This is a genomic window from Klebsiella sp. 141198 (assembly GCF_050600785.1).
GTDB classification, from domain to species: domain Bacteria; phylum Pseudomonadota; class Gammaproteobacteria; order Enterobacterales; family Enterobacteriaceae; genus Klebsiella; species Klebsiella aerogenes.
Genome location: NZ_JAQIRM010000007.1, coordinates 102,779 through 121,492 on the forward strand (window position 1 = coordinate 102,779; position 18,714 = coordinate 121,492).

Sequence of the window (18,714 nt, forward strand, 5' to 3'; positions counted from 1 at the left end):
GGCGAGCGGCATGCCACTCTGAAAGTGTTCAATGACCTGATGGAGAGAGCGCGATGTCCGCCCCAAAAATTACCTTTATCGGCGCCGGTTCGACGGTGTTCGTCAAAAATATTCTCGGTGATGTTTTCCAGCGCCCGGCGCTGAAATCGGCGCATATCGCGCTGATGGATATCGATGAAACCCGGCTGGAAGAGTCACATACCGTGGTACGAAAGCTGATGGATTCCGTCGGCGCGAATGGCGAAATTAGCTGCCATCGCGATCGTAAAACCGCCTTGCGGAACGCCGATTTTGTTGTTGTCGCTTTCCAGATTGGCGGCTACGAGCCCTGCACCGTGACTGACTTTGAAGTCTGTAAACGCCACGGCCTTGAGCAGACCATTGCCGATACGCTGGGGCCGGGAGGCATTATGCGCGCGCTGCGCACCATCCCGCACCTGTGGGCTATCTGCGACGATATGAGCGAGGTCTGCCCGGACGCCACCATGCTTAACTACGTTAATCCGATGGCGATGAACACCTGGGCGATGTACGCCCGCTACCCGCATATCAAGCAGGTGGGTCTGTGCCACTCGGTGCAAGGCACAGCGGAAGAGCTGGCGCGCGACCTTAACCTCGACCCGGCGGATTTACGTTACCGCTGCGCGGGAATTAACCATATGGCGTTCTATCTGTCGCTGGAGAAAAAGCTCGCGGACGGCAGCTACGTCAGTATCTATCCCGACCTGCTGCAGGCCTACGCCGAAGGACTGGCGCCGAAGCCGAACCTGCATGGCAATCCACGCTGCGAGAACATCGTCCGCTATGAGATGTTCAAAAAGCTGGGCTACTTTGTCACCGAATCGTCGGAGCATTTCGCCGAATACACGCCATGGTTTATCAAGCCGGGGCGCGACGATCTTATCGCCCGCTATAAAGTGCCGTTGGATGAGTACCCTAAACGCTGCGTCGAGCAGTTGGCCAACTGGCATAAAGAGCTGGAGAGCTATAAGAGCGGCGAGCGTATCGAGGTTAAACCTTCGCGCGAGTATGCCAGCACCATCATGAATGCCATCTGGACCGGCGAGCCAAGCGTGGTGTACGGCAACGTGCGCAACGATAATCTTATCGACAACCTGCCGCAGGGTTGCTGCGTGGAAGTTGCTTGCCTGGTGGACGCCAACGGCATCCAGCCGACGAAAGTAGGCGCGCTGCCGGCGCATCTGGCGGCGCTGATGCAGACCAACATCAACGTGCAGACGCTGCTAACGGAGGCCATCCTGACGGAAAATCGCGATTACGTTTATTACGCCACGATGATGGATCCGCACACCGCCGCGGTGCTGGGGATCGAAGAGATCTACGCGCTGGTGGACGATCTGATCGCCAGCCACGGCGACTGGCTGCCGGACTGGCTGCACCGTTAATCTTCTCATGCCGCCGGGGGATCTGGCCCGGCGGCGCCTGCCATGCTCTATCAAACGCTAAAGGAGGCGCTGGCGACAGCGACCTGTACCCTATGAGTATTTCAATGACAACAAAGCTCAGCTACGGATTTGGTGCCTTTGGTAAAGATTTCGCTATCGGTATCGTTTACATGTATCTGATGTATTACTACACCGATATTGTTGGCTTATCGGTTGGGGTGGTTGGCACCTTGTTCCTGGTGGCGAGGATCCTCGATGCGATAGCCGATCCGATCATGGGATGGATCGTCAACTGCACGCGATCGCGATGGGGGAAGTTCAAGCCGTGGATCCTGATCGGCACTATCACCAACTCGGTGGTGCTGTATATGCTGTTCAGCGCCCATCACTTCAGCGGCGGGGCGCTTCTGGCGTGGGTGTGGCTGACCTACCTGCTGTGGGGCTTCACCTATACCATCATGGATGTGCCGTTCTGGTCGCTGGTGCCGACCATTACCCTTGATAAACGCGAACGTGAACAGCTGGTGCCTTACCCGCGCTTTTTCGCCAGCCTTGCCGGGTTTGTGACCGCCGGGGTCACACTGCCGTTTGTCAGCGCCGTCGGCGGCGCCGATCGCGGCTTCGGTTTCCAGATGTTTACCCTGGTGCTGATTGCCTTTTTCGTAATTTCCACCCTCGTTACCTTGCGCAACGTCCATGAGGTTTACTCGTCGGATAGCGGCGTAAGCGAGGATTCCAGCCATCTCTCACTGCGCCAGATGGTGGCGCTCATCTATAAAAACGATCAGCTGGCCTGCCTGTTGGGCATGGCGCTGGCCTATAACACGGCGGCGAATATCATTGCCGGCTTCGCGATTTATTACTTTACCTACGTGATTGGCAGTGCGGAGATGTTCCCGTATTACATGTCCTACGCGGGGGCGGCGAATTTGCTGACGCTAATCCTGTTCCCACGGCTGGTGAAAGGTCTGTCGCGACGCATTCTGTGGGCGGGGGCATCGATCATGCCGGTGCTGGGCTGCGGCGTACTGTTGCTGATGGCGCTGAGCGGGGTTTACAACATTGCGCTGATTTCGCTGGCTGGAGTGTTGTTGAATATTGGAACTGCGCTGTTCTGGGTGCTGCAGGTCATTATGGTGGCCGATACCGTTGACTACGGCGAATATACGATGAATATCCGCTGCGAAAGTATCGCCTACTCGGTACAGACGCTGGTGGTCAAAGCCGGTTCGGCGTTTGCGGCCTGGTTTATCGCCATCGTGCTCGGTATCATCGGTTACGTGCCGAATGTGGTGCAATCATCCCACACGCTGCTGGGGATGCAGGCGATTATGATTGCGCTGCCGACGATCTTTTTTGCTCTGACGCTGTTTCTCTATTTCCGCTATTACAAACTGAATGGCGATATGTTGCGACGTATTCAGATTCACCTGCTGGATAAATATCGTCGGGTACCGGAAAATGTCGTCGAGCCGGAACGGCCGATCGTGGTACCCAATCAGGTGTAAAAAGCGTGCGAAAACCGCTGGCGAAAGAGGGGAGGGATGCTCTCTTTTTGCACAAAAAAAGCGTTTAAAATAGACAGAAATGAAAACTTTTAGTTCTCTTATTTGTCTCTTATAGTTCTCTCTTTGAACTCAATGAGTTAATTGAAATCTCCATTGTTTCTCAAATAAAACTCAGAATTGTCTCTTTTTCGTGCTCTTGCGCTGCTTTTTAACTCTTGCTACTCTTTTTGGGTCTTACATTTTCTCTTATTTGTCTCAGTGATGGAGCAATGCGATGCGCATTTTTATCGATGATGGTTCAACCAATATCAAAATGCTGTGGGAGCAAGATGGCGAAACTTTCACCCATATCAGCCCCAATAGTTTCAAGCGCGGCTGGTCTGCCACTTTCGGTGCCGGGAAGCCATTTAACTACACCGTGGATGATGAAAAGTACTCTTTCGACCTGATCACCCCCGATGCGTTACCCACCAACAATATTGATTGGCAATACAGCCCGTTGAACTCCATCGCTGTTCACCATGCTCTGCTGACCAGCGGCCTCGAACCGCAGGATGTCGAGATTGTGGTCACCCTGCCGCTGACTGAATTTTATGATGAAGATGCGCAATATCGTCTTGATAACATTGAGCGTAAGAAAAAGAGCCTGCTGCGCGAAGTTAAACTGAATAAAGGCGTGGTGTTCAATATCACCAAAGTCACCGTGCGTCCGGAATCCATTCCGGCGGGTATCAGCCTGTGCGATGAGCTGAAACCGTCGCATTCGGTGCTGATTGTCGACCTCGGCGGCACCACGCTGGATATTTCGATGGTGGCCGGGCAAATGACCTCGGTTTCGCGTATTTACGGCGACCCGAAGCTGGGCGTATCGCTGGTGACCGACGCCGTTAAGCTGGCGCTGGCGCGGGCGAATACCGATACCTCCAGTTATAACGTTGACCAGATAATCATCAACCGCCACGACGAAGAGTATCTGACCGATAACATCAACGATCCGGATGCGGTATCTGAAGTGAAAAAGGTTATCTCCAACAGCATCGAACGCCTGACGACTCGCGTTCTGACGGCGATTGATAGTTTTAAAGGCTATTCTCACGCCATCGTGATTGGCGGCGGCGCGCCGCTGGTTGCCGATGCGATTCGCGAACGCATGGGTCTGCGCGAAGATCGCTTTGTGGTGGCCGACGAGCCGCAGTTCGCCCTCGTGCGTGGTCTGAAAATTATTGGTTAAGGAGCGTCTATGACTCTGGATCGCAGAAAGGTTCTGATATACCTGCGCCCGGATATCAGCGCCAGCGAGCGCTTTGCGGACGCGAAAATTGAAGCCCATCATCGTGGCGATCGCGGGGATATGTCGCGTACAGCGCTGCTGGCAGGGTTAGCGTTGGGTGAAGTAGATAGCCGGCTGCCGTCAATGCTGGCGGCGCTGCTGGCGGAAGATACGCCACCGGAGACGCTGCGTAGAATGCTGGCCTCGTTTCTTGAGATTCAGCCAGCCTCTTCCGCTGCGGCATCTACGCCAGCGGCCGCGCCGGTTAAGGCGCCCGAGCCGCCAGCGCCGGTGAGCGAGAGCGTCTCCGCGCGTAATCTCGCCGGCTCGCTGCCGGATTAAGCGCTTATCCCGGCTTTCGCTGCGCGCAGCCGGGCTACGGTTTGCACCGTGAGCGAGCTGTAGCCCGGGTAAGGCGGAACGCCGCGACCCGGGAAATTTCCCGGCTTACGCTACGCTCAGCCGGGCTACCGTTTGCGCTGTGAGCGACCTGTAGGCCGGGTAAGGCGGAACGCCGCGACCCGGGAATTCCGCTTAGCTATGGGTCAAAAAGCGGGCCAGACGCTGCTGCAGTAGTCGATTTTCGCGGGTGAGTCGCGCATTTTCATCCAGCAGCGTCAACGCCACCGCAATCCCCGGCCAGTCCAGCTCCAGCTCGTTACGCAGGCGCACTGCGCGATGCACAATCGTCACCGCGCTGTCGTCAAACAGCCAGGTTTCAGCCTGCGGCTGGTGCGGCTCAATCATCCCTAAGCCGACGATCTCCGTCAGCTCCTCTTGCGACACCCCGGTGCGCAGGCACAACTCGGTGATGGTAAACGTCACTGTTACTTTAGCCATCAGGCTTTCCCCCATGTCTTACGCGGATCGAAGCTGGCTTCGCTTTCGGCGAGTTGCTGCCAGAGCTCACGCGCTTTTTCATCTGGTTTTGGCGGCATAACGATTTTGATGACGGCGAACAAATCGCCGGTGTGGGTTTTGCTTACCAACCCTTTGCCCTTGATGCGCAGCCGTTGTCCCGCCTGGCTACCCGCCGGAATTGTCAGCAGAATGCTCTCTTTTAACGTCGGTACGGTGACTTTCGCCCCCAGCGCGGCTTCCCACGGCGCCAGCGGCAGTACGATCTCCAGGTTATGACCGTTGATGTCGAACAGCGGATGCGGCGCGATGTGAATCACCAGCCACAGATCGCCATTCGGGCCGCCGTTTTCGCCTGGCGTCCCCTGACCTTTCAGGCGAATTCGCTGGCCATCGCTGACCCCCGCCGGAATTTTCACATTCAGCGTTTTCGGCGTTTCACTCTCAACCATGCCGAAGACGTTATAGACCGGCAGCTTGTAGCTGATGGTACGAGTCTGTTCGGCGAGGGTTTCTTCGAGGAACACCGCCACTTCGATTTCGACATCGTGGCCGCGCTCGGCGCGCTGGCGGCGGGCGTGATGCGCCTGCTGGCCGAACATCGAGGAGAAGATATCGTCGAAGTCCTGCTGGCTGTAGCTTTGTTCGTGGGCGTGCTGTTGGCGGTTGAACTGCGGATCGTTGCGGTGCTGCCAAAGTTGGTCATATTCGGCGCGACGCTGATCGTCTTTGAGGACTTCCCATGCTTCGGCGAGATCCTTGAATTTTGCTTCGGCATCGGGCTCTTTGCTGACGTCGGGGTGATATTTACGAGCCAAACGGCGGTAGGCGGTCTTGATGGTTTTCAGATCGTCCGTTGGCTTAACCCCTAGAATGGTATAATAATCCTTTAATTCCATGGTGTTATCTCATTTATGCTCAAAAATCTGGTCACAGAATCCCTGGATCAGGCGGCTCTATTAAGAGTAGGGCAAATGAGAAAGGGTGGCGGAGAAAAGTGGCAAAAACTTGACGCCGTCGGGGATGACGGCATCCAGTGATTATTTTGGGGTGCCGGAGCGGTAGTTGCGCCGCCATCCTTCCAGCAGCACCAGCGCCGCACCAATGGCCCCGGCAACAAAATGTAGATAATTCGGGGAATTGGGGAACAGCTGAACAAAGGTCGGGTCGGTTATCATCATTGAACCGGCAATCCAGCCAATCAACGCGCCGCCCAGCAATACGACCGAGGGAAAGCGAGTCAGTATGGCCAACACCAGCTTACTGCCCGCGACAATAATCGGGATGCTGATTAATACCCCCAGCGCCACCAGCAGGAGATGGCCTTTACCGGCGGCTGCCACGGCTAGCACGTTATCCAGCGACATGATCACATCGGCGACGGTGATGGTGACGGCGGTGCGCCACAGGCTACTGGAGCTGCTGATATCGCTCTCTTCTTCCTCGTTGGCGACCAGTTTAATGCCAATCCACAGTAGCAGTAACGCGCCGACGATTTTTAGCCACGGCAACGACAACAAATAAATCGCCACCGCCAGCAGCGCGACCCGGGCGATAATCGCGCCGAGAGTACCGATAACAATGGCTTTGGTGCGCAGATGCGCCGGCAACTTGCGGCAGGCCATGGCGATGACCACCGCGTTATCGCCGCCTAATAACAAATCGATGGCGATGATTTGTAGCAAAATAACGGCGAAGTCCCACTGACTCAATATTTCGTTCATGCCTGGCTCGTATTGCAAATAATGTCGATCAAAAAAGATGGGCGCAGGGTACTCCCGTTCTTCGCCCCTGACCACCCTTCAGGCCGTAGGGGGAATCGCGGCGTCTGACAAATAAAGTTACGAATCAATGCATAGACTGACAATGATTCGCCGCCAAAGGATGATATTTTGTCCGATTAGGCTCACCTGCCGTCTACTTTTCGTAAGGACTTTTCAATATGTCTGGCATCAAGAATCTACTTATTCTCGCCCTGGCGGGCGCTTCCCTGCTGCCGGCGCTGGCCAGCGCCGCTGACGCGCCGGCCGCGACGTTCACCGCGGAGCAGGAAGCGCGTATCGGCAAAATCGCCGCTGACTACCTGGTCGCCCATCCGGAAGTGCTATTGCAGGCCAGCCAAAAGCTGCAGCAAATTCAGGCGGAGCAGCAGGCCAGCGCCGCTACCCAGGCGGTAATCAAGAATGCCGACAAGCTGACGCAGGATAAGGCCACGCCAACCTACGGCCCGGCTAACGGTAAAGTCACCGTTATCGAGTTCTTCGATTATCAATGCATCTACTGTAGCCGCCTCGCGCCGGTTATGGAGCAGGTGATTAAAGACCATCCGCAAACCCGTTTTGCCTTCAAAGAGTGGCCGATTTTCGGCAGCCGTTGGGCAACTTCGCTGGATGCGGCGAAAACCGGTCTGCAGATATATCAGCAGAAAGGGGCCGAGGCCTATCTGACTTACCACAACGGCGTTTACGCCACCGGGCATAACGAAGGTAAACTGACGGCGGCGGACATCCAACAGCAGGCGAAAAAGGTGAACTTTGACGCCAAAAAAGCGGCGGACGTCGAACCGGCGCTGGAAAACATTAACCAGCTGGCGCAGGAGATTGGCTTAAGCGGTACGCCTGGCGTGATAGTCATGCCGACAACTGGCGCGACCGAAGCGACCATTACCGTCTTCCCGGGACTGGCCGACAAAGCCTCGCTGGATGCGGCGATTAAGAAAGCCGGCGGTAACTAATTTCACCGCCCCGTAAGCACAAAGGCCGCAAGCGATGCGGCCTTTTTTGTGGTTCCGTTAGCGTTCGTCTTCCTCGCTCTGATTGATTTTTAAATCAATGATTCTGCCAATCTGGTCGTGATATACCGTCAGCAGGTTATATTGGCTCATCTCGGAAATGATTTGCGGTGCGATATTAAAGCTCTCCGCTAGCTCTTCATGACGTAGCGAGGCCATGCTGCCGTGCCGCCGGGCGTTATAACGGCGTAGATTGTACTGATACCACAAAATCAGCAGCCAGCCGTTAATTGCTGCTACCAGTAAATAGACCAGTACGGTATTAAACGACGCCATAATCGCGTCCCAGCTGTCGTTACCGTGCTGGGTAAACTGCATCAGCAAATTGGCATACAGAAAAAAGGCGAAGCCGGCCCACGCGATAGCGGTTAATACGCCGTCAAAGATGCGCGGCAACACGCGATGCTCGGTTAAGATCAGGGTTTGTTCGTTCATGACATTCTTCCTTTACCTCTATCGGGGCTGACCCAGCGAGCCCTGGCGCGTTTACGTTTCAACATGACTTTGGGGAAGGCAACGATGGTGGTTAACAGGCCAATCATCCAGTACACCATCGGAAACCAGATCACCCAGAACAGCGAGCCGGCGACGCCGCGTTCATAGCGCCGTTCGATGTACAGACTGGCGATAAACTGCAGCAGACACATCACCCCCAGCAGCAGCCCGGTAAATTCCGGCGGAAAAAGGCTGCGGACGGTCAGATTCTCCGGCAGCGGGGCAAAATGGCTGGCGATGAACAGCAAAATGGTGACCGCATAGGCGAAGGCCCACAGCGTGGAGAGGGCATATTCGAGAAACAGCGGCCACATCCGGTGATGCTCCCAGCGAAACAGGCGGCGCAGATTGACCAGAAAAACCTCGGCGCCGCCTTGCGCCCAGCGTAACCGCTGTTTCCACAGCCCCTTCAGCGTCTCCGGCATCAGGATCCAGCACAGCGCTCGCGGCTCGAAGAAAATCGCCCAATGGCGTAGCTGCAGCTTCCAACTGATATCGATATCTTCGGTGATCATATCCGGGCTCCAGTAGCCGACGTCCGCCAGCGCCTGGCGACGAAAAGCGGCAATCACACCGGAGACGGTAAACACCCGGCCATAAATACGCTGGGTGCGCTTAATCAGCCCGATTATCGAAGAGAATTCGCCGACCTGAATGCGGCCAATCAGCGTCGAGCGGGTACGAATTCGCGGGTTGCCGGTCACCGCGCCGACGTGGGGATACTGAATCAGCGGCGCTACCAGGTAGGCGGCGGTATCACGGTCGAGCAGGGCATCGCCGTCGATGCACACCAGCAAGTCCCCACGCGCGGCGGCAGCGCCGGCTTTCAGCGCTACCGCTTTCCCCTGATTTTCGGCTAGATGAATCACCCGCAGCAGGTCGTACTCTTCCGCCAGTTGATTCAGCACCCTGGCGGTATCGTCGGAGGAGCCGTCGTTGATGGCGATCACCTCAATGTTGCGATAGCGCTGAGCCAGCGCGGCTTCGATGGTCTCGCGGGCATTTTTCTCCTCGTTAAAGCAGGGAATCAAAATAGAGATCAGCGGATCGCCGTCGAGTTTCGGCGGCGGCGTCTCTTTACCCCACGGCCAGTGGCGCTCCAGTTGAAACCAAAAGTAGAGCCCGCCGGTTATCCACAGCACCGACATAAACAGCGGCCAAAAAAAGACGAAATCCAGTATCAACTCGCCGGTGAAAACGGCGGCCACGCCCAGAGGCAGCCCGAAAACCAGGCATAAAATCGAAAATGCGATAATGCGATCAGTCATTGTTGGGATACCAGTACGATGAAAATAGGGGCCTGATTTTCGAGATATCAGGCTGATTATTAAGGAAATCGTCGGGGTAGTAGCCGTAATTGTTGACGCCGTTGAGCTGTAATGTCCGCATCCAGTCGACCAGCTGTTGGTCAGGGATGGCGTTTTGCTGCGGGAGACTCCAGTCTTTAGCCTGTAGCTCAAAAATGGTTTTCTTCAGTGCGCCCGGCCTGGCGCTGACGGCGCGCACCAGACGCGCCAGCCACGCATCGCTTTCCGCAACCGGAACGGATTCCATCAGCGGCATCGCCATCGGCACCGTCCAGTCGTAGGCCGCCAGAAAATCATCCAGATTCTGCGCGAACCAGGCCTCGCTTTCCGGTTGCAGGATCGGCAGGGCGAAGATATTGCGCGCGGTTCTCACCTGCGGGCCGCGAATCGCTTTCACGCTCTGGCTGAGCGTGCGGGTGAAGTCGATAAGCGTTTGACTTTTAAATCGCGTCCAGGCGTGCAGCGTGGCGGGGTTTTGGCGGATCTGCGCGATATCCTCCCGATGGCCCGCCGCACGCCAGGCAGCCATCGCCCCGGCGCCGGCATCTTCGTAATCCGTCAGTACCGCGTCGTCGTGGAACAGCACGCCGTCAAAGGTCGCGTAGCGGGCAAGGTCCTGATAAATATCGCGGATCTCATCGCGCACCTGGCTATTCCATGGCGACAGACGTACATAGGGGTGAGTAGCCTGGCGCAGCGTATTGCTTTGTGCATCCCAGCGCTGTACGCGCGGTAGCGAACCGTCCAGATCGAACGCCAGCACTGGCATCCACGCATACACTTTGGCGCCGCCGCGCGTCTGCAATTGCCAGGCGACGAAATTAAACAGATCGGCGCGCATCGGCAGGCGGCGGTTGGGGAAGTAGAGCGCTTTCACCGTGCCGTCGCCGAGCGGATCGGAAAAGGCCTGTAGGAAAACGTGAGTGATTTTCATGTCATAGACGCGCTGGATCAGCTTATCGATATTTTTGCGCTGCTGAGCCGGGTCTTTATCGTAGACATAATCGAGATCGACGTGCATCACCCGAACCGGTTCACGCTCCTGGATTTGCGTCACCTGGCTGGCGAAGGCCTTGATCGACGGGTTACCGGAGATAAGCAGACGGGGAATGTTATCCAGATCGCGCACGTCGCCCAGACCATCGCCTAGGGTAAACGCCAGTTGATAGCCGCGATTTTTGGCAATAGCCAGCGATGTGCCGTTGGCCGCGCCGTAGGGCCATACCCAGGCGCGCGGCGCTTTGCCGGTGACGTCGGCGATTTTGTCGCTCACTTTGCGCACGTCGGTATCGATGCGCTGGTGAAACTGCTGGTCGCTTTCGTAGCGCCCACTGGCCTTATCATAAAAGCGGTTGGCAACCGCCGGTTCGCGGCTACCCTGCGGATTGGCCTGAATACCATAGTGCGAAGCCCAGGTATGCGCGCCGATTTCGACCAGCGGTGATTGCGCGAGCTCGCGCACCATCTCCCAGGTGGCGAAACGTTCGCGCGGGGTCATCAGACCGCCGAAATCGACTTTTTTCTGCTCCGGCGTATCGACCCAACTGCCTACCGGCGCCCACAGTGCCGGGACGTTCCAGGCTTTTAACAGCGGCCAGACCCGGGTGTAAAAACTGCTGTAGCCATCATCGAAACTCAGCAGAAATGCCTTCGGCGGCAGTGTGATTAACCCCGCGTTGGCGTCGAGAATATTTTGCACGCTGATGGCCTTATAACCATTGTGCAGCAGCCAGCCGATTTGATCGTTGAGCGCGCTGGTACGCACCGCCAGATAGCGCTGATCGGCGGCATCGTCTTCTACATCGTGATAGGCCAGTACCAAAAACTTATTATGCGGCCAGGGCTTATTCGCCTCCGGTTGCGGCCGCGCGTCCGGCGGCAGAAAAGGAATCGTCTCTGCGCGAAGCGCGCAGGTCATCAGGAGCCAGCCGATAACCATCAGGCTGATGCGGATACTTTTGTTGACCATGTTTATCCTTAAAACCGTAAATTCGCATCAAGGGCAATGGAGAGATTGCTTTCGCGTTTGCCGTCGTAAGGGCGCTTGTCCCAGTTCAGCATCACGCCGGTGTCGATCACGTTGTTCCAGCGAATACGCTGACCGTAGCCGAGCATGGCGATAGCGCCGGCCGAATATGCTTTTTGCCAGTAGGCGCCGCCGCCTGCCGCAAGCTGCTGGCTCCAGACGGTATCGTAGTGCTGATACATGACGTGATCGGCGACCAGCGCCGAGGTGGCGGCGAAGTCGCGTTTCGGGTTGTAGTACAGGGTATCCGTCCGGCTGTTGGCGCTGGCCGAAAGCCCAGGTTCCAGATCGAGCGTGATGGTTGGCGATTGCCAGAGCCGCTCTTTGCCGGTGAAGGTGTATTCCTGACGACGGTTGTGGTCGGAGAAGCGGCTGGCGGCGGCGCTAAAGCGATATTCGCGTCGCTCGTTTTGATACCAGCGAACCCATCCCTCGCCGCGGTTGGCGCTGATACCATTGCGCAGCGCGCGCAGCGGCGTCTGGCGCGACAGGCGTTCGACCTCGCCGCCAATCTGCCAGCGATCGTTGAAACTTTGCCAGGCGGAAAGCCGGGCGCCGGGTTTGTTGTCGCCGGCAAAATTGTTGTTGGAGATTTCCAGTTCAGCCCAGGCATCACGCGGGCGCCATTCGATGCCGCCAAAGAGCTGGCGGCTGGAGCCTTTTCCTTCATCAAAATTTCCTTTGGCGAAGCGATTACCGGCGAAAAGCCGCCAGTTATCAGCGATTGGCGGGCCGTAAATCGCTGCATCCCAGCTAAAGTCGTGGCTACCGCTGACCGGGTTATCCGAGTGGATCCCCTGAGTACTGTTGAGACGCAATTCCGACATATGGTGCACCTCGCGAGCGCGAGCTAATTTTTGCGTGCTCAGGTCTTCAGGGCTGCGCGCCAGCAGGTCATCGGTTAATAGCTCCATCTGCCGCCACTCCTGAAGATCCATCGCCACGTAGGCCTGCTGGCGTTCGAGGGGAATATTCGACGGCTCCAACGCTTCCGCCGCTTTCAGTTCCCGTTCGGCGGCGCGGGGTAAACCGTGCGCCTGCAGTATCGCCGCGTAGTCAATGCGCAGCCCCTGATTACCGGGCGCGGTAGCGGCCAGTCGGCGGGAGAGACGCTCGGCTTCCGGCAATGCGTTAGTACTCAGTAAATACTGTACCTTCAGCGATTGGGCGTTCAGCCACGGGTCGTTTGGCTGCGGCGTCGGCGAGCCGTAAAGGCGGCGGGTGTAGGGAACACCGTTAGTCACTTTGGCGAGATAGTCGCGGGCGGCCTGATACTGGCCGCTGTCCAGCAGCGCGTAAAATAACTCATGCTGATCATCTTGCGGATCAGGGCGATAAAGGGGATGTTGGCGGGCGATCGCCTGCGCGGCCCCGACGTTCTGTTGCGCAAGATAAGAGGAGATAACCCAGCCGATGGCCCAGTCAGGAACGGGCTGCTGAGCGGCGGTCAGCGACTGATATTCACTGATGACCTGAGTGTAATAGCCGCGGGTGTATAGCGCGCCGAGGCGGTCAATACGCGCGTGGGCAAGATCCTCTGCGGCCTGCGGATCCTGACGCCAGCGGGCGAACAGCGCGTCGTAGCGGTTGAGCGCCATTTGCGCCAGGCGAAAGCGCTCCTGTTCACCGCGGGCAGGGGTGTCCGCCAGCCGTACCCACTCCGCCGCCGCGTCCATTTCCAGCTTTCGCTGCTGTGCGGGCGTTAAGGTGGTTTTGGCTGACCATTGCAGCGCAGGCGAATTGATGCGATTGCTGCTCAGGCTTTCAATCAGGCTATTGAGCGTCTCTCTGTTTTGCGGCGCGAGCTCCTGCGCGCGCATATCGGTGAGCAGCTGGTCCCAGCTTTTTCCCTGACGTAAATAGACGTAGGAGAGCGTCTGCAGGTGAGCGGCGCTGGGTGTGGTGGCGACTAAGCGGCGGGCTTCACTTAGCGCCTGCCCGTCATGGCGCGCATCGGCCAGTGTTTTAATCCGGCTAATAAGATAATCGTCGTTCTTCGGCTGTTGGCTGAGCGCTTGATCCCAAAGCGCCAGCGCCGAAGACCACCGTTTTTGATTACGGTAAGCCTGCGCCGCTGCCGCCGTACCGCGTGCCGGTAGCGCCATATAAACCTGATAACGCTGCCAGACCTGGATAACTTCTTCATCACGTCCAGCCCAGGAGGCAATTTGTAGCCAGTCGGCGACTTGCTCAGGCGTCAAGGCATGTTGTTGCTGATACTGCTGAAGATAATCGAGAAAAGGAGAGTAATTACCTTCACGCGCCTGTAGTACATGTTGTTCATATATCGACTCAGCCCCCTGAGCCAGAATAGGCGTTAACAACAATAAACTAATTGAAAGCGAGAATGTCGTGCGGCGATAAAAGAATAACTTATTGAAACGAGTTGATCTTCCCATAACTATTTACCATATGTCCATCAAGAATCCATTGCACAACACGTCGGCCTTTTAGCTGAATGCAAAAGGATGGGGTAATGAGTTTTTACCTGACGGTACGCGGCTGCGATTACTTATTTAAGGTAATAAAATATCTCCTCGCGATAACGGGGTGGTGATTAATGTACACCTGATATGTTTGCCTGAAAATATGTCAAATAATAGACCTGTGGTTTTAAGATAAATCTGGAAATTGTCCTTTTATACAATAATTAATTGTCTGATGTTACGCATAACTAACTGAATTGGAAAAAGTTAAAGCGCGTCCGAAATTCTGTTTTAATGTTTTTGGTTCGCTTTTCCATGCATAATGTTAGGCTGTTGGTGTAGATATTTAAGACGATTTTTGACAAAAATTCTCAATAGTGGAAAAGCTTCTTTTTTGTGCGAGTTTTTTATTTATAATTAGCCGAAGGGCAGATAATTAGGAAATGACGTAAGAGTCGTGGAGTGGAGCATTCACTATAGATGGAGAGGTTGGAGGTTTACTAAAACGACAAACACATGCTTTATTTTGCTCGCCATAGTCAGCACGCCACCAGGCGCTGTGCATATTCTCCCTGGAGGGGTTTTGTTGCTTTATTGTTAAAGGGATGATTTGTGGCAACGACAATGTTTTTAGTTACTCAGGATCACTATCTCTTTGAAGGGGTAAGGATTTTCTTTCCAGATATCATCCAGTTACATTCGATTGAGCATAAGCTTTTTGAGAGTGATGCCGAGGAGTTTTCGGTGCTGGTGGATAGTCGGGCGCCGCTTTGTTTTTATGATTATCTTATTCCTGGCGCAGCGGAAGCGGGTAAACGTATCTGCTGTATTATGCTTGATATGCGCCATCGGGAAGAGCATTTGCTGAGCTTAAAGTGGTTTCTCAACATGTCTTTGACGCCTACGGATATGGCTAATTTATTTAGCCTGTTTCTTGATGTGAAGAGTAAGCGGCTGACCCGAGAATGGCTCAAGAATTTCAGCCTGAAACCACAGGAACATATGACGTTGACTTTGCTCAGGGCCGGAATGACCATGGATCAAATTGCCGGGGTGCTTAATACTTCAGTGAAAAGCCTGTATCGTAAACGCATTGAGCTTTATGAACGTCTGGGACTGGCCAACTTTAATGAGGCCTGTTTGTTTATCTTTAAAAATAGACTGCTGGAGTGTCCCGCGCAGAAGCGATAAAAAGGGAAATGAATACAGAGTAAGGTATCTACTACAAGCTACTCAACAACGGTATTATGTTAATTTAATCAATCATTGATAGGTATAACCGTAGTTCAGGAATAACTCAGATGATAATCCGCGGTATATGATAAAAATGCTCTTTGGAAGTACTTACTGCTTCGGCAGTTTTAATGCACACAGCAATTAATATTATAAATGTCCTCAATATTGAGCTGGCATAGATTTATCGTGGATCAAATTATCGGGGTTTTCTTTCATTATTTCTTCGGATGGCGTGGTTATATTTATATACGCAAATTAGCTAGCATATGTGAGAGAAATTATCGAATGATCAAGGACAGTATTGCCGAGTCTCTGGAAGCCCGTGGATTGTACCGTCGGGCCGCTTCGCGCTGGGTGGATGTGATGCAGACGTGTGTCGATGATAATGACCGTGAATGGATTAGGATGCACCGCAATAAATGCCTGAAAAAAGCGAAGCTGCCGCCGGCGCGTAAAGAAGAGTTTGCTGACATCCACAAGGCAGCCAGAGAAACGCAGTACCGTATGGGAATTGCCAAGCCGAATGGGGAAGTGTTCCGCCTTCCCGCTAAGAAGAAAGCGACGCGGCGCTAGCTCTGCGTGGCGCGTTCCTTTCTCTCTTGCCCGTTTCAGGAGGAGAGCATTTGTGCCCTGATATGGGGATTAAATTCTGATGCATAGTGCTCCCTCCATTCCTCCTTCAGGTTCATTTTTTCATTTTGAAATCATACTTTGGGTAGAGGAAAGGCTATCGATACAAGCCGGGGATTTCTATGCCTGCATTACGCCTGATGGCGCTGCGCTTATCAGGCCTACGGTATGCCATTGACGTTGAACAGCGCGCTTGTCGCGCTGGCCCCGAAGGGGTGAGCCGCATTGCGGCGAATAATCGAACGCAGTTCGATGGAGAGTCCGGCCGCAGAAAAGCAAAAACCCGCCTTTTGGGCGGGTTCTCTGAATAAGTGGTGCCCGGACTCGGACTAACGCCGCAGGCGTTGAACAGCGCGCTTGTCGCGCTGGCCCCGAAGGGGTGAGCCGCGTTGCGGCGAATAATCGAACGCAGTTCGATGAAGAGTCCGGTCGCAGAAAAGCAAAAACCCGCCTTTTGGGCGGGTTCTCTGAATAAGTGGTGCCCGGACTCGGAATCGAACCAAGGACACGGGGATTTTCAATCCCCTGCTCTACCGACTGAGCTATCCGGGCAACGGGGCGCATTAAACCGTAATCCGCCCACTGCGTCAATGAAATTTCTCTATTTATTGTTTGATTGCTTATCTTTGCGGCAATTCCGCGCCAAAAGGGGCGTTTTGCTTAAAATCACATCACGCCGTTATCGCCTTCGCGGACTCTCCAGCCGCGGGTGATGGCGATGGCATGGCGTTTTCCGGAGATGTCATAATCGCCAACGATCTCTTCGTCATCTCGTGGCGAATTGATGGTTAAGATCGCATCCACCCCGTGGCGGTAAGCGCCATGATGGCTGAAAATGGTGCCAATAAAGCATTTATCGTTGAGCCACACCGGGATCCACGCCACCGTTTCAACGGTGTAGTGCCCCGCAGCGCCGCCATAGTAGCTGTCCACATCATCTTTAGCGGTACCGGGGGGAACAGGGCAAATCGGCTCATCGTTATCGTCAGCAGGTTTATCCTTTAGCAGGCTACCTTGCATGACGTCCAATGACTTCAATAAGCCCGCTTTATCTTTATCGTTTAAGGCTGGGGTGGGTGACTGCCCGTTTTCCGCAGCGCTAATGATATTGAGGTTATAACGGTAGCGGATGGTGATGGCCGGCGTCAGGTCGCTCTGGTTAAACGGACGCAGCAGATAGAGGTTATCTTCCCCAAACACGCCGTTAAACCACAGGGCGTAAACCTGGCCGTTGATTCTGACCCAGCGGCCCCACTGGTTCGCTCCGCGATCGTTAATAGAGTAAAGGGCGCCGGGCACGCCGGCATCGAAGTTATCGTCGTCATTGTTGTCGGCATCGTTCACCGATTCAAAGGCGTTATCACCGCGTTTCAGCACGCCGGTATAGCTGAACAGGCCGGTACCGCCAACATAGCTATCGATGATGAGATCGCGTTTGCCGTCGCCGTCGAGGTCGATAAGCGTGAAGCTGACTTTGCCGTTTTCCGAATCGGCGCTGATATCGGAATGTAAAAACGCCTGCCACTCATCGTCGCTGATATCCGCCGCTGGCTTGGTGGTTGAGACCGGCGCGTCGTCGGCATAGGTGAGGGTAAAGTGGCTGATGTGTCCGCTGAGCGGAAACTGTTCCGCAATGTTCTCTAATGCAAGTTCCGGGTTGCGTTTTTGCTCTTTTAGGACCGCGTCGTGCAACGTCTTCAGCGCGAGTATGTCGGCCTCTCGTTGCTTGCGGGGAATAACCTTGCTGACGAAGGTAGGAAGCTGCCAGGTTCCGCCTGGGGTGATTTCCCGACACATGCCGGTACTGTATTTCAGACTTTGCACAAAAGCTTTGCCATCCCACACTCGCTCTTCTCCGCTGACGCAGTCGGCGACGCCGCGTCCCTTGTTGAAGAAGGCGATTACGCCATCGTTATAGCTGGAAGCATCCGTAGTAATGAGCTGTGGCCTGGCGGCCTGTGTGTTATCGACAACCCACATCGCGTAGCCGTCGTTATAGGCGGCGCGCCAGCACAGAGTCTGCAGTAGCGAGTGATTTTTATCCAGCGAAGTGAGGGTGATTTGTCGTTCGCTGGTCGGAATATCGGCGTTTTGCCTGTCATCACACTGGCTGTTGAGCGCGATTTCCAATTGCGGTAGCCATTTCTGCTGTTGTTTCGCGTTGAGCGCAACGGGCTGAGCGCTGTGAATAAACGGCGCGCTCAGGATCTCCGGCGCGGGAATGGCGCGAAGAACGGTGCTGTCGTCACCGTCGCCTTTACGTAACAGCGCATCGGTGGTGCCGATCCGCCGCTGGAATTCATCGATCTTGAGGAACACCGCGCTGCTGCCTGCGTTAGACAGCCGCTTGCGCTGGCCATTGAGCGATAGCTCGATTTTCGCGTTTTGCTCCAGGGCGGTAATAAGCGCGCTGGTTTGCGTACTGTCGAAATGAAAATGGCTGTCGTCGATAGCCTCAAGCGTCCCGCGATCGCTATCGTTGATAAAAAGATTTACGCTGGCATCTGGCGGAATATCGTGCTCGGTCTGCGCAAACGTGACCTGCGCGGTTGCCTGCCGCCCTGCGCCTGCACTGCGAGTCAGCAGGACGCTGACTTCGCCCATTGTCGCGCCATAGCCCGCAGCCCGGCAGGTGCCGGTATTATCGCAGGCGACTTCCCAGTCTTTGTAGGCGAAAGAGAAACCGCGAGGAGGGGCGGCCATCAGCGAGGTCGAACAGAGCCCCATTACGGCGGCCCAGAGAAGTGGACGCATATAGATC

The 18,714-nt window shown here is 55.1% G+C and carries 15 protein-coding genes and 1 tRNA gene; 7 read left to right on the plus strand and 9 right to left on the minus strand.

The genetic code is table 11. The annotated features are described in order from the left end of the window. The first annotated feature begins 53 nt into the window (after positions 1–53). The 4 genes from PGR10_RS21815 (at position 54) to PGR10_RS21830 (ending at position 4,526) form a co-directional block, all read left to right on the plus strand. Positions 54–1,406, plus strand: a complete 1,353-nt coding sequence (locus tag PGR10_RS21815) for an alpha-glucosidase/alpha-galactosidase (RefSeq protein WP_087859241.1) — start codon at positions 54–56, stop codon at positions 1,404–1,406. A 92-nt stretch (positions 1,407–1,498) separates the two neighbouring features. After that, positions 1,499–2,914 (plus strand): melibiose:sodium transporter MelB, encoded by a 1,416-nt coding sequence (gene melB, locus PGR10_RS21820; protein WP_113374726.1) that lies wholly within the window; start codon positions 1,499–1,501, stop codon positions 2,912–2,914. 274 nt (positions 2,915–3,188) lie between these two features. Next, complete coding sequence (locus tag PGR10_RS21825; RefSeq protein WP_015368687.1) at positions 3,189–4,145, plus strand: plasmid stability protein StbA; 957 nt, start codon at positions 3,189–3,191, stop codon at positions 4,143–4,145. 9 nt (positions 4,146–4,154) lie between these two features. Beyond that, a complete protein-coding gene (locus PGR10_RS21830) occupies positions 4,155–4,526 on the plus strand; it encodes a plasmid partitioning/stability family protein (RefSeq protein ID WP_087859243.1) in 372 nt (123 codons plus the stop codon). Positions 4,527–4,718: 192 nt separating this feature from the next. Here the strand turns inward: PGR10_RS21830 and cbpM are convergent, their stop codons facing one another. From cbpM to PGR10_RS21845, 3 genes are all read right to left on the minus strand, one after another. Then, positions 4,719–5,024, minus strand: a complete 306-nt coding sequence (gene cbpM, locus PGR10_RS21835) for a chaperone modulator CbpM (RefSeq protein WP_087859244.1) — start codon at positions 5,022–5,024, stop codon at positions 4,719–4,721. Beyond that, complete coding sequence (gene cbpA, locus PGR10_RS21840; RefSeq protein WP_047057455.1) at positions 5,024–5,941, minus strand: curved DNA-binding protein; 918 nt, start codon at positions 5,939–5,941, stop codon at positions 5,024–5,026. Before cbpA ends, cbpM begins: the two co-directional genes overlap by 1 nt. A gap of 141 nt (positions 5,942–6,082) precedes the next feature. After that, positions 6,083–6,766, minus strand: coding sequence for a TerC family protein (locus tag PGR10_RS21845; protein ID WP_430924097.1), 684 nt, complete (start codon positions 6,764–6,766; stop codon positions 6,083–6,085). A 218-nt stretch (positions 6,767–6,984) separates the two neighbouring features. On the opposite strand from PGR10_RS21845, the gene PGR10_RS21850 reads away from it, so the two are divergent. Continuing rightward, positions 6,985–7,776, plus strand: a complete 792-nt coding sequence (locus PGR10_RS21850; RefSeq protein ID WP_045380425.1) for a DsbA family protein — start codon at positions 6,985–6,987, stop codon at positions 7,774–7,776. Positions 7,777–7,833: 57 nt separating this feature from the next. Here the strand turns inward: PGR10_RS21850 and pgaD are convergent, their stop codons facing one another. From pgaD to pgaA, 4 genes are read right to left on the minus strand one after another with little or no spacing between them, the layout of a single operon-like run. Then, positions 7,834–8,268, minus strand: coding sequence for a poly-beta-1,6-N-acetyl-D-glucosamine biosynthesis protein PgaD (gene pgaD / locus PGR10_RS21855; RefSeq protein WP_087859247.1), 435 nt, complete (start codon positions 8,266–8,268; stop codon positions 7,834–7,836). Continuing rightward, on the minus strand, positions 8,265–9,596 hold the full coding sequence (gene pgaC / locus PGR10_RS21860) for a poly-beta-1,6-N-acetyl-D-glucosamine synthase (protein WP_087859248.1): 1,332 nt from the start codon (positions 9,594–9,596) through the stop codon (positions 8,265–8,267). The genes pgaD and pgaC overlap by 4 nt, the downstream gene beginning before the upstream one ends. Next, positions 9,589–11,574: a poly-beta-1,6-N-acetyl-D-glucosamine N-deacetylase PgaB gene (gene pgaB / locus PGR10_RS21865; protein ID WP_430924171.1), complete on the minus strand. Its 1,986-nt coding sequence runs from the start codon at positions 11,572–11,574 to the stop codon at positions 9,589–9,591. Before pgaB ends, pgaC begins: the two co-directional genes overlap by 8 nt. A gap of 38 nt (positions 11,575–11,612) precedes the next feature. After that, a complete protein-coding gene (gene pgaA, locus PGR10_RS21870; RefSeq protein WP_430924098.1) occupies positions 11,613–14,060 on the minus strand; it encodes a poly-beta-1,6 N-acetyl-D-glucosamine export porin PgaA in 2,448 nt (815 codons plus the stop codon). Between the two features lie 651 nt (positions 14,061–14,711). On the opposite strand from pgaA, the gene PGR10_RS21875 reads away from it, so the two are divergent. Both PGR10_RS21875 and PGR10_RS21880 read left to right on the plus strand, forming a co-directional pair. Continuing rightward, positions 14,712–15,278 (plus strand): helix-turn-helix transcriptional regulator, encoded by a 567-nt coding sequence (locus PGR10_RS21875; protein WP_020079840.1) that lies wholly within the window; start codon positions 14,712–14,714, stop codon positions 15,276–15,278. 330 nt (positions 15,279–15,608) lie between these two features. Beyond that, the gene (locus PGR10_RS21880; protein ID WP_020079839.1) at positions 15,609–15,896 is read left to right on the plus strand and encodes a PerC family transcriptional regulator; all 288 of its coding nucleotides are present in this window, start codon (positions 15,609–15,611) and stop codon (positions 15,894–15,896) included. Between the two features lie 533 nt (positions 15,897–16,429). Here PGR10_RS21880 and PGR10_RS21885 read toward each other — a convergent pair. Both PGR10_RS21885 and PGR10_RS21890 read right to left on the minus strand, forming a co-directional pair. Further along, positions 16,430–16,505: transfer RNA gene (locus PGR10_RS21885), tRNA-Phe, on the minus strand. 114 nt (positions 16,506–16,619) lie between these two features. Beyond that, a complete protein-coding gene (locus tag PGR10_RS21890) occupies positions 16,620–18,707 on the minus strand; it encodes a DUF1176 domain-containing protein (RefSeq protein WP_430924100.1) in 2,088 nt (695 codons plus the stop codon). Between the last annotated feature and the right edge of the window lie 7 nt (positions 18,708–18,714).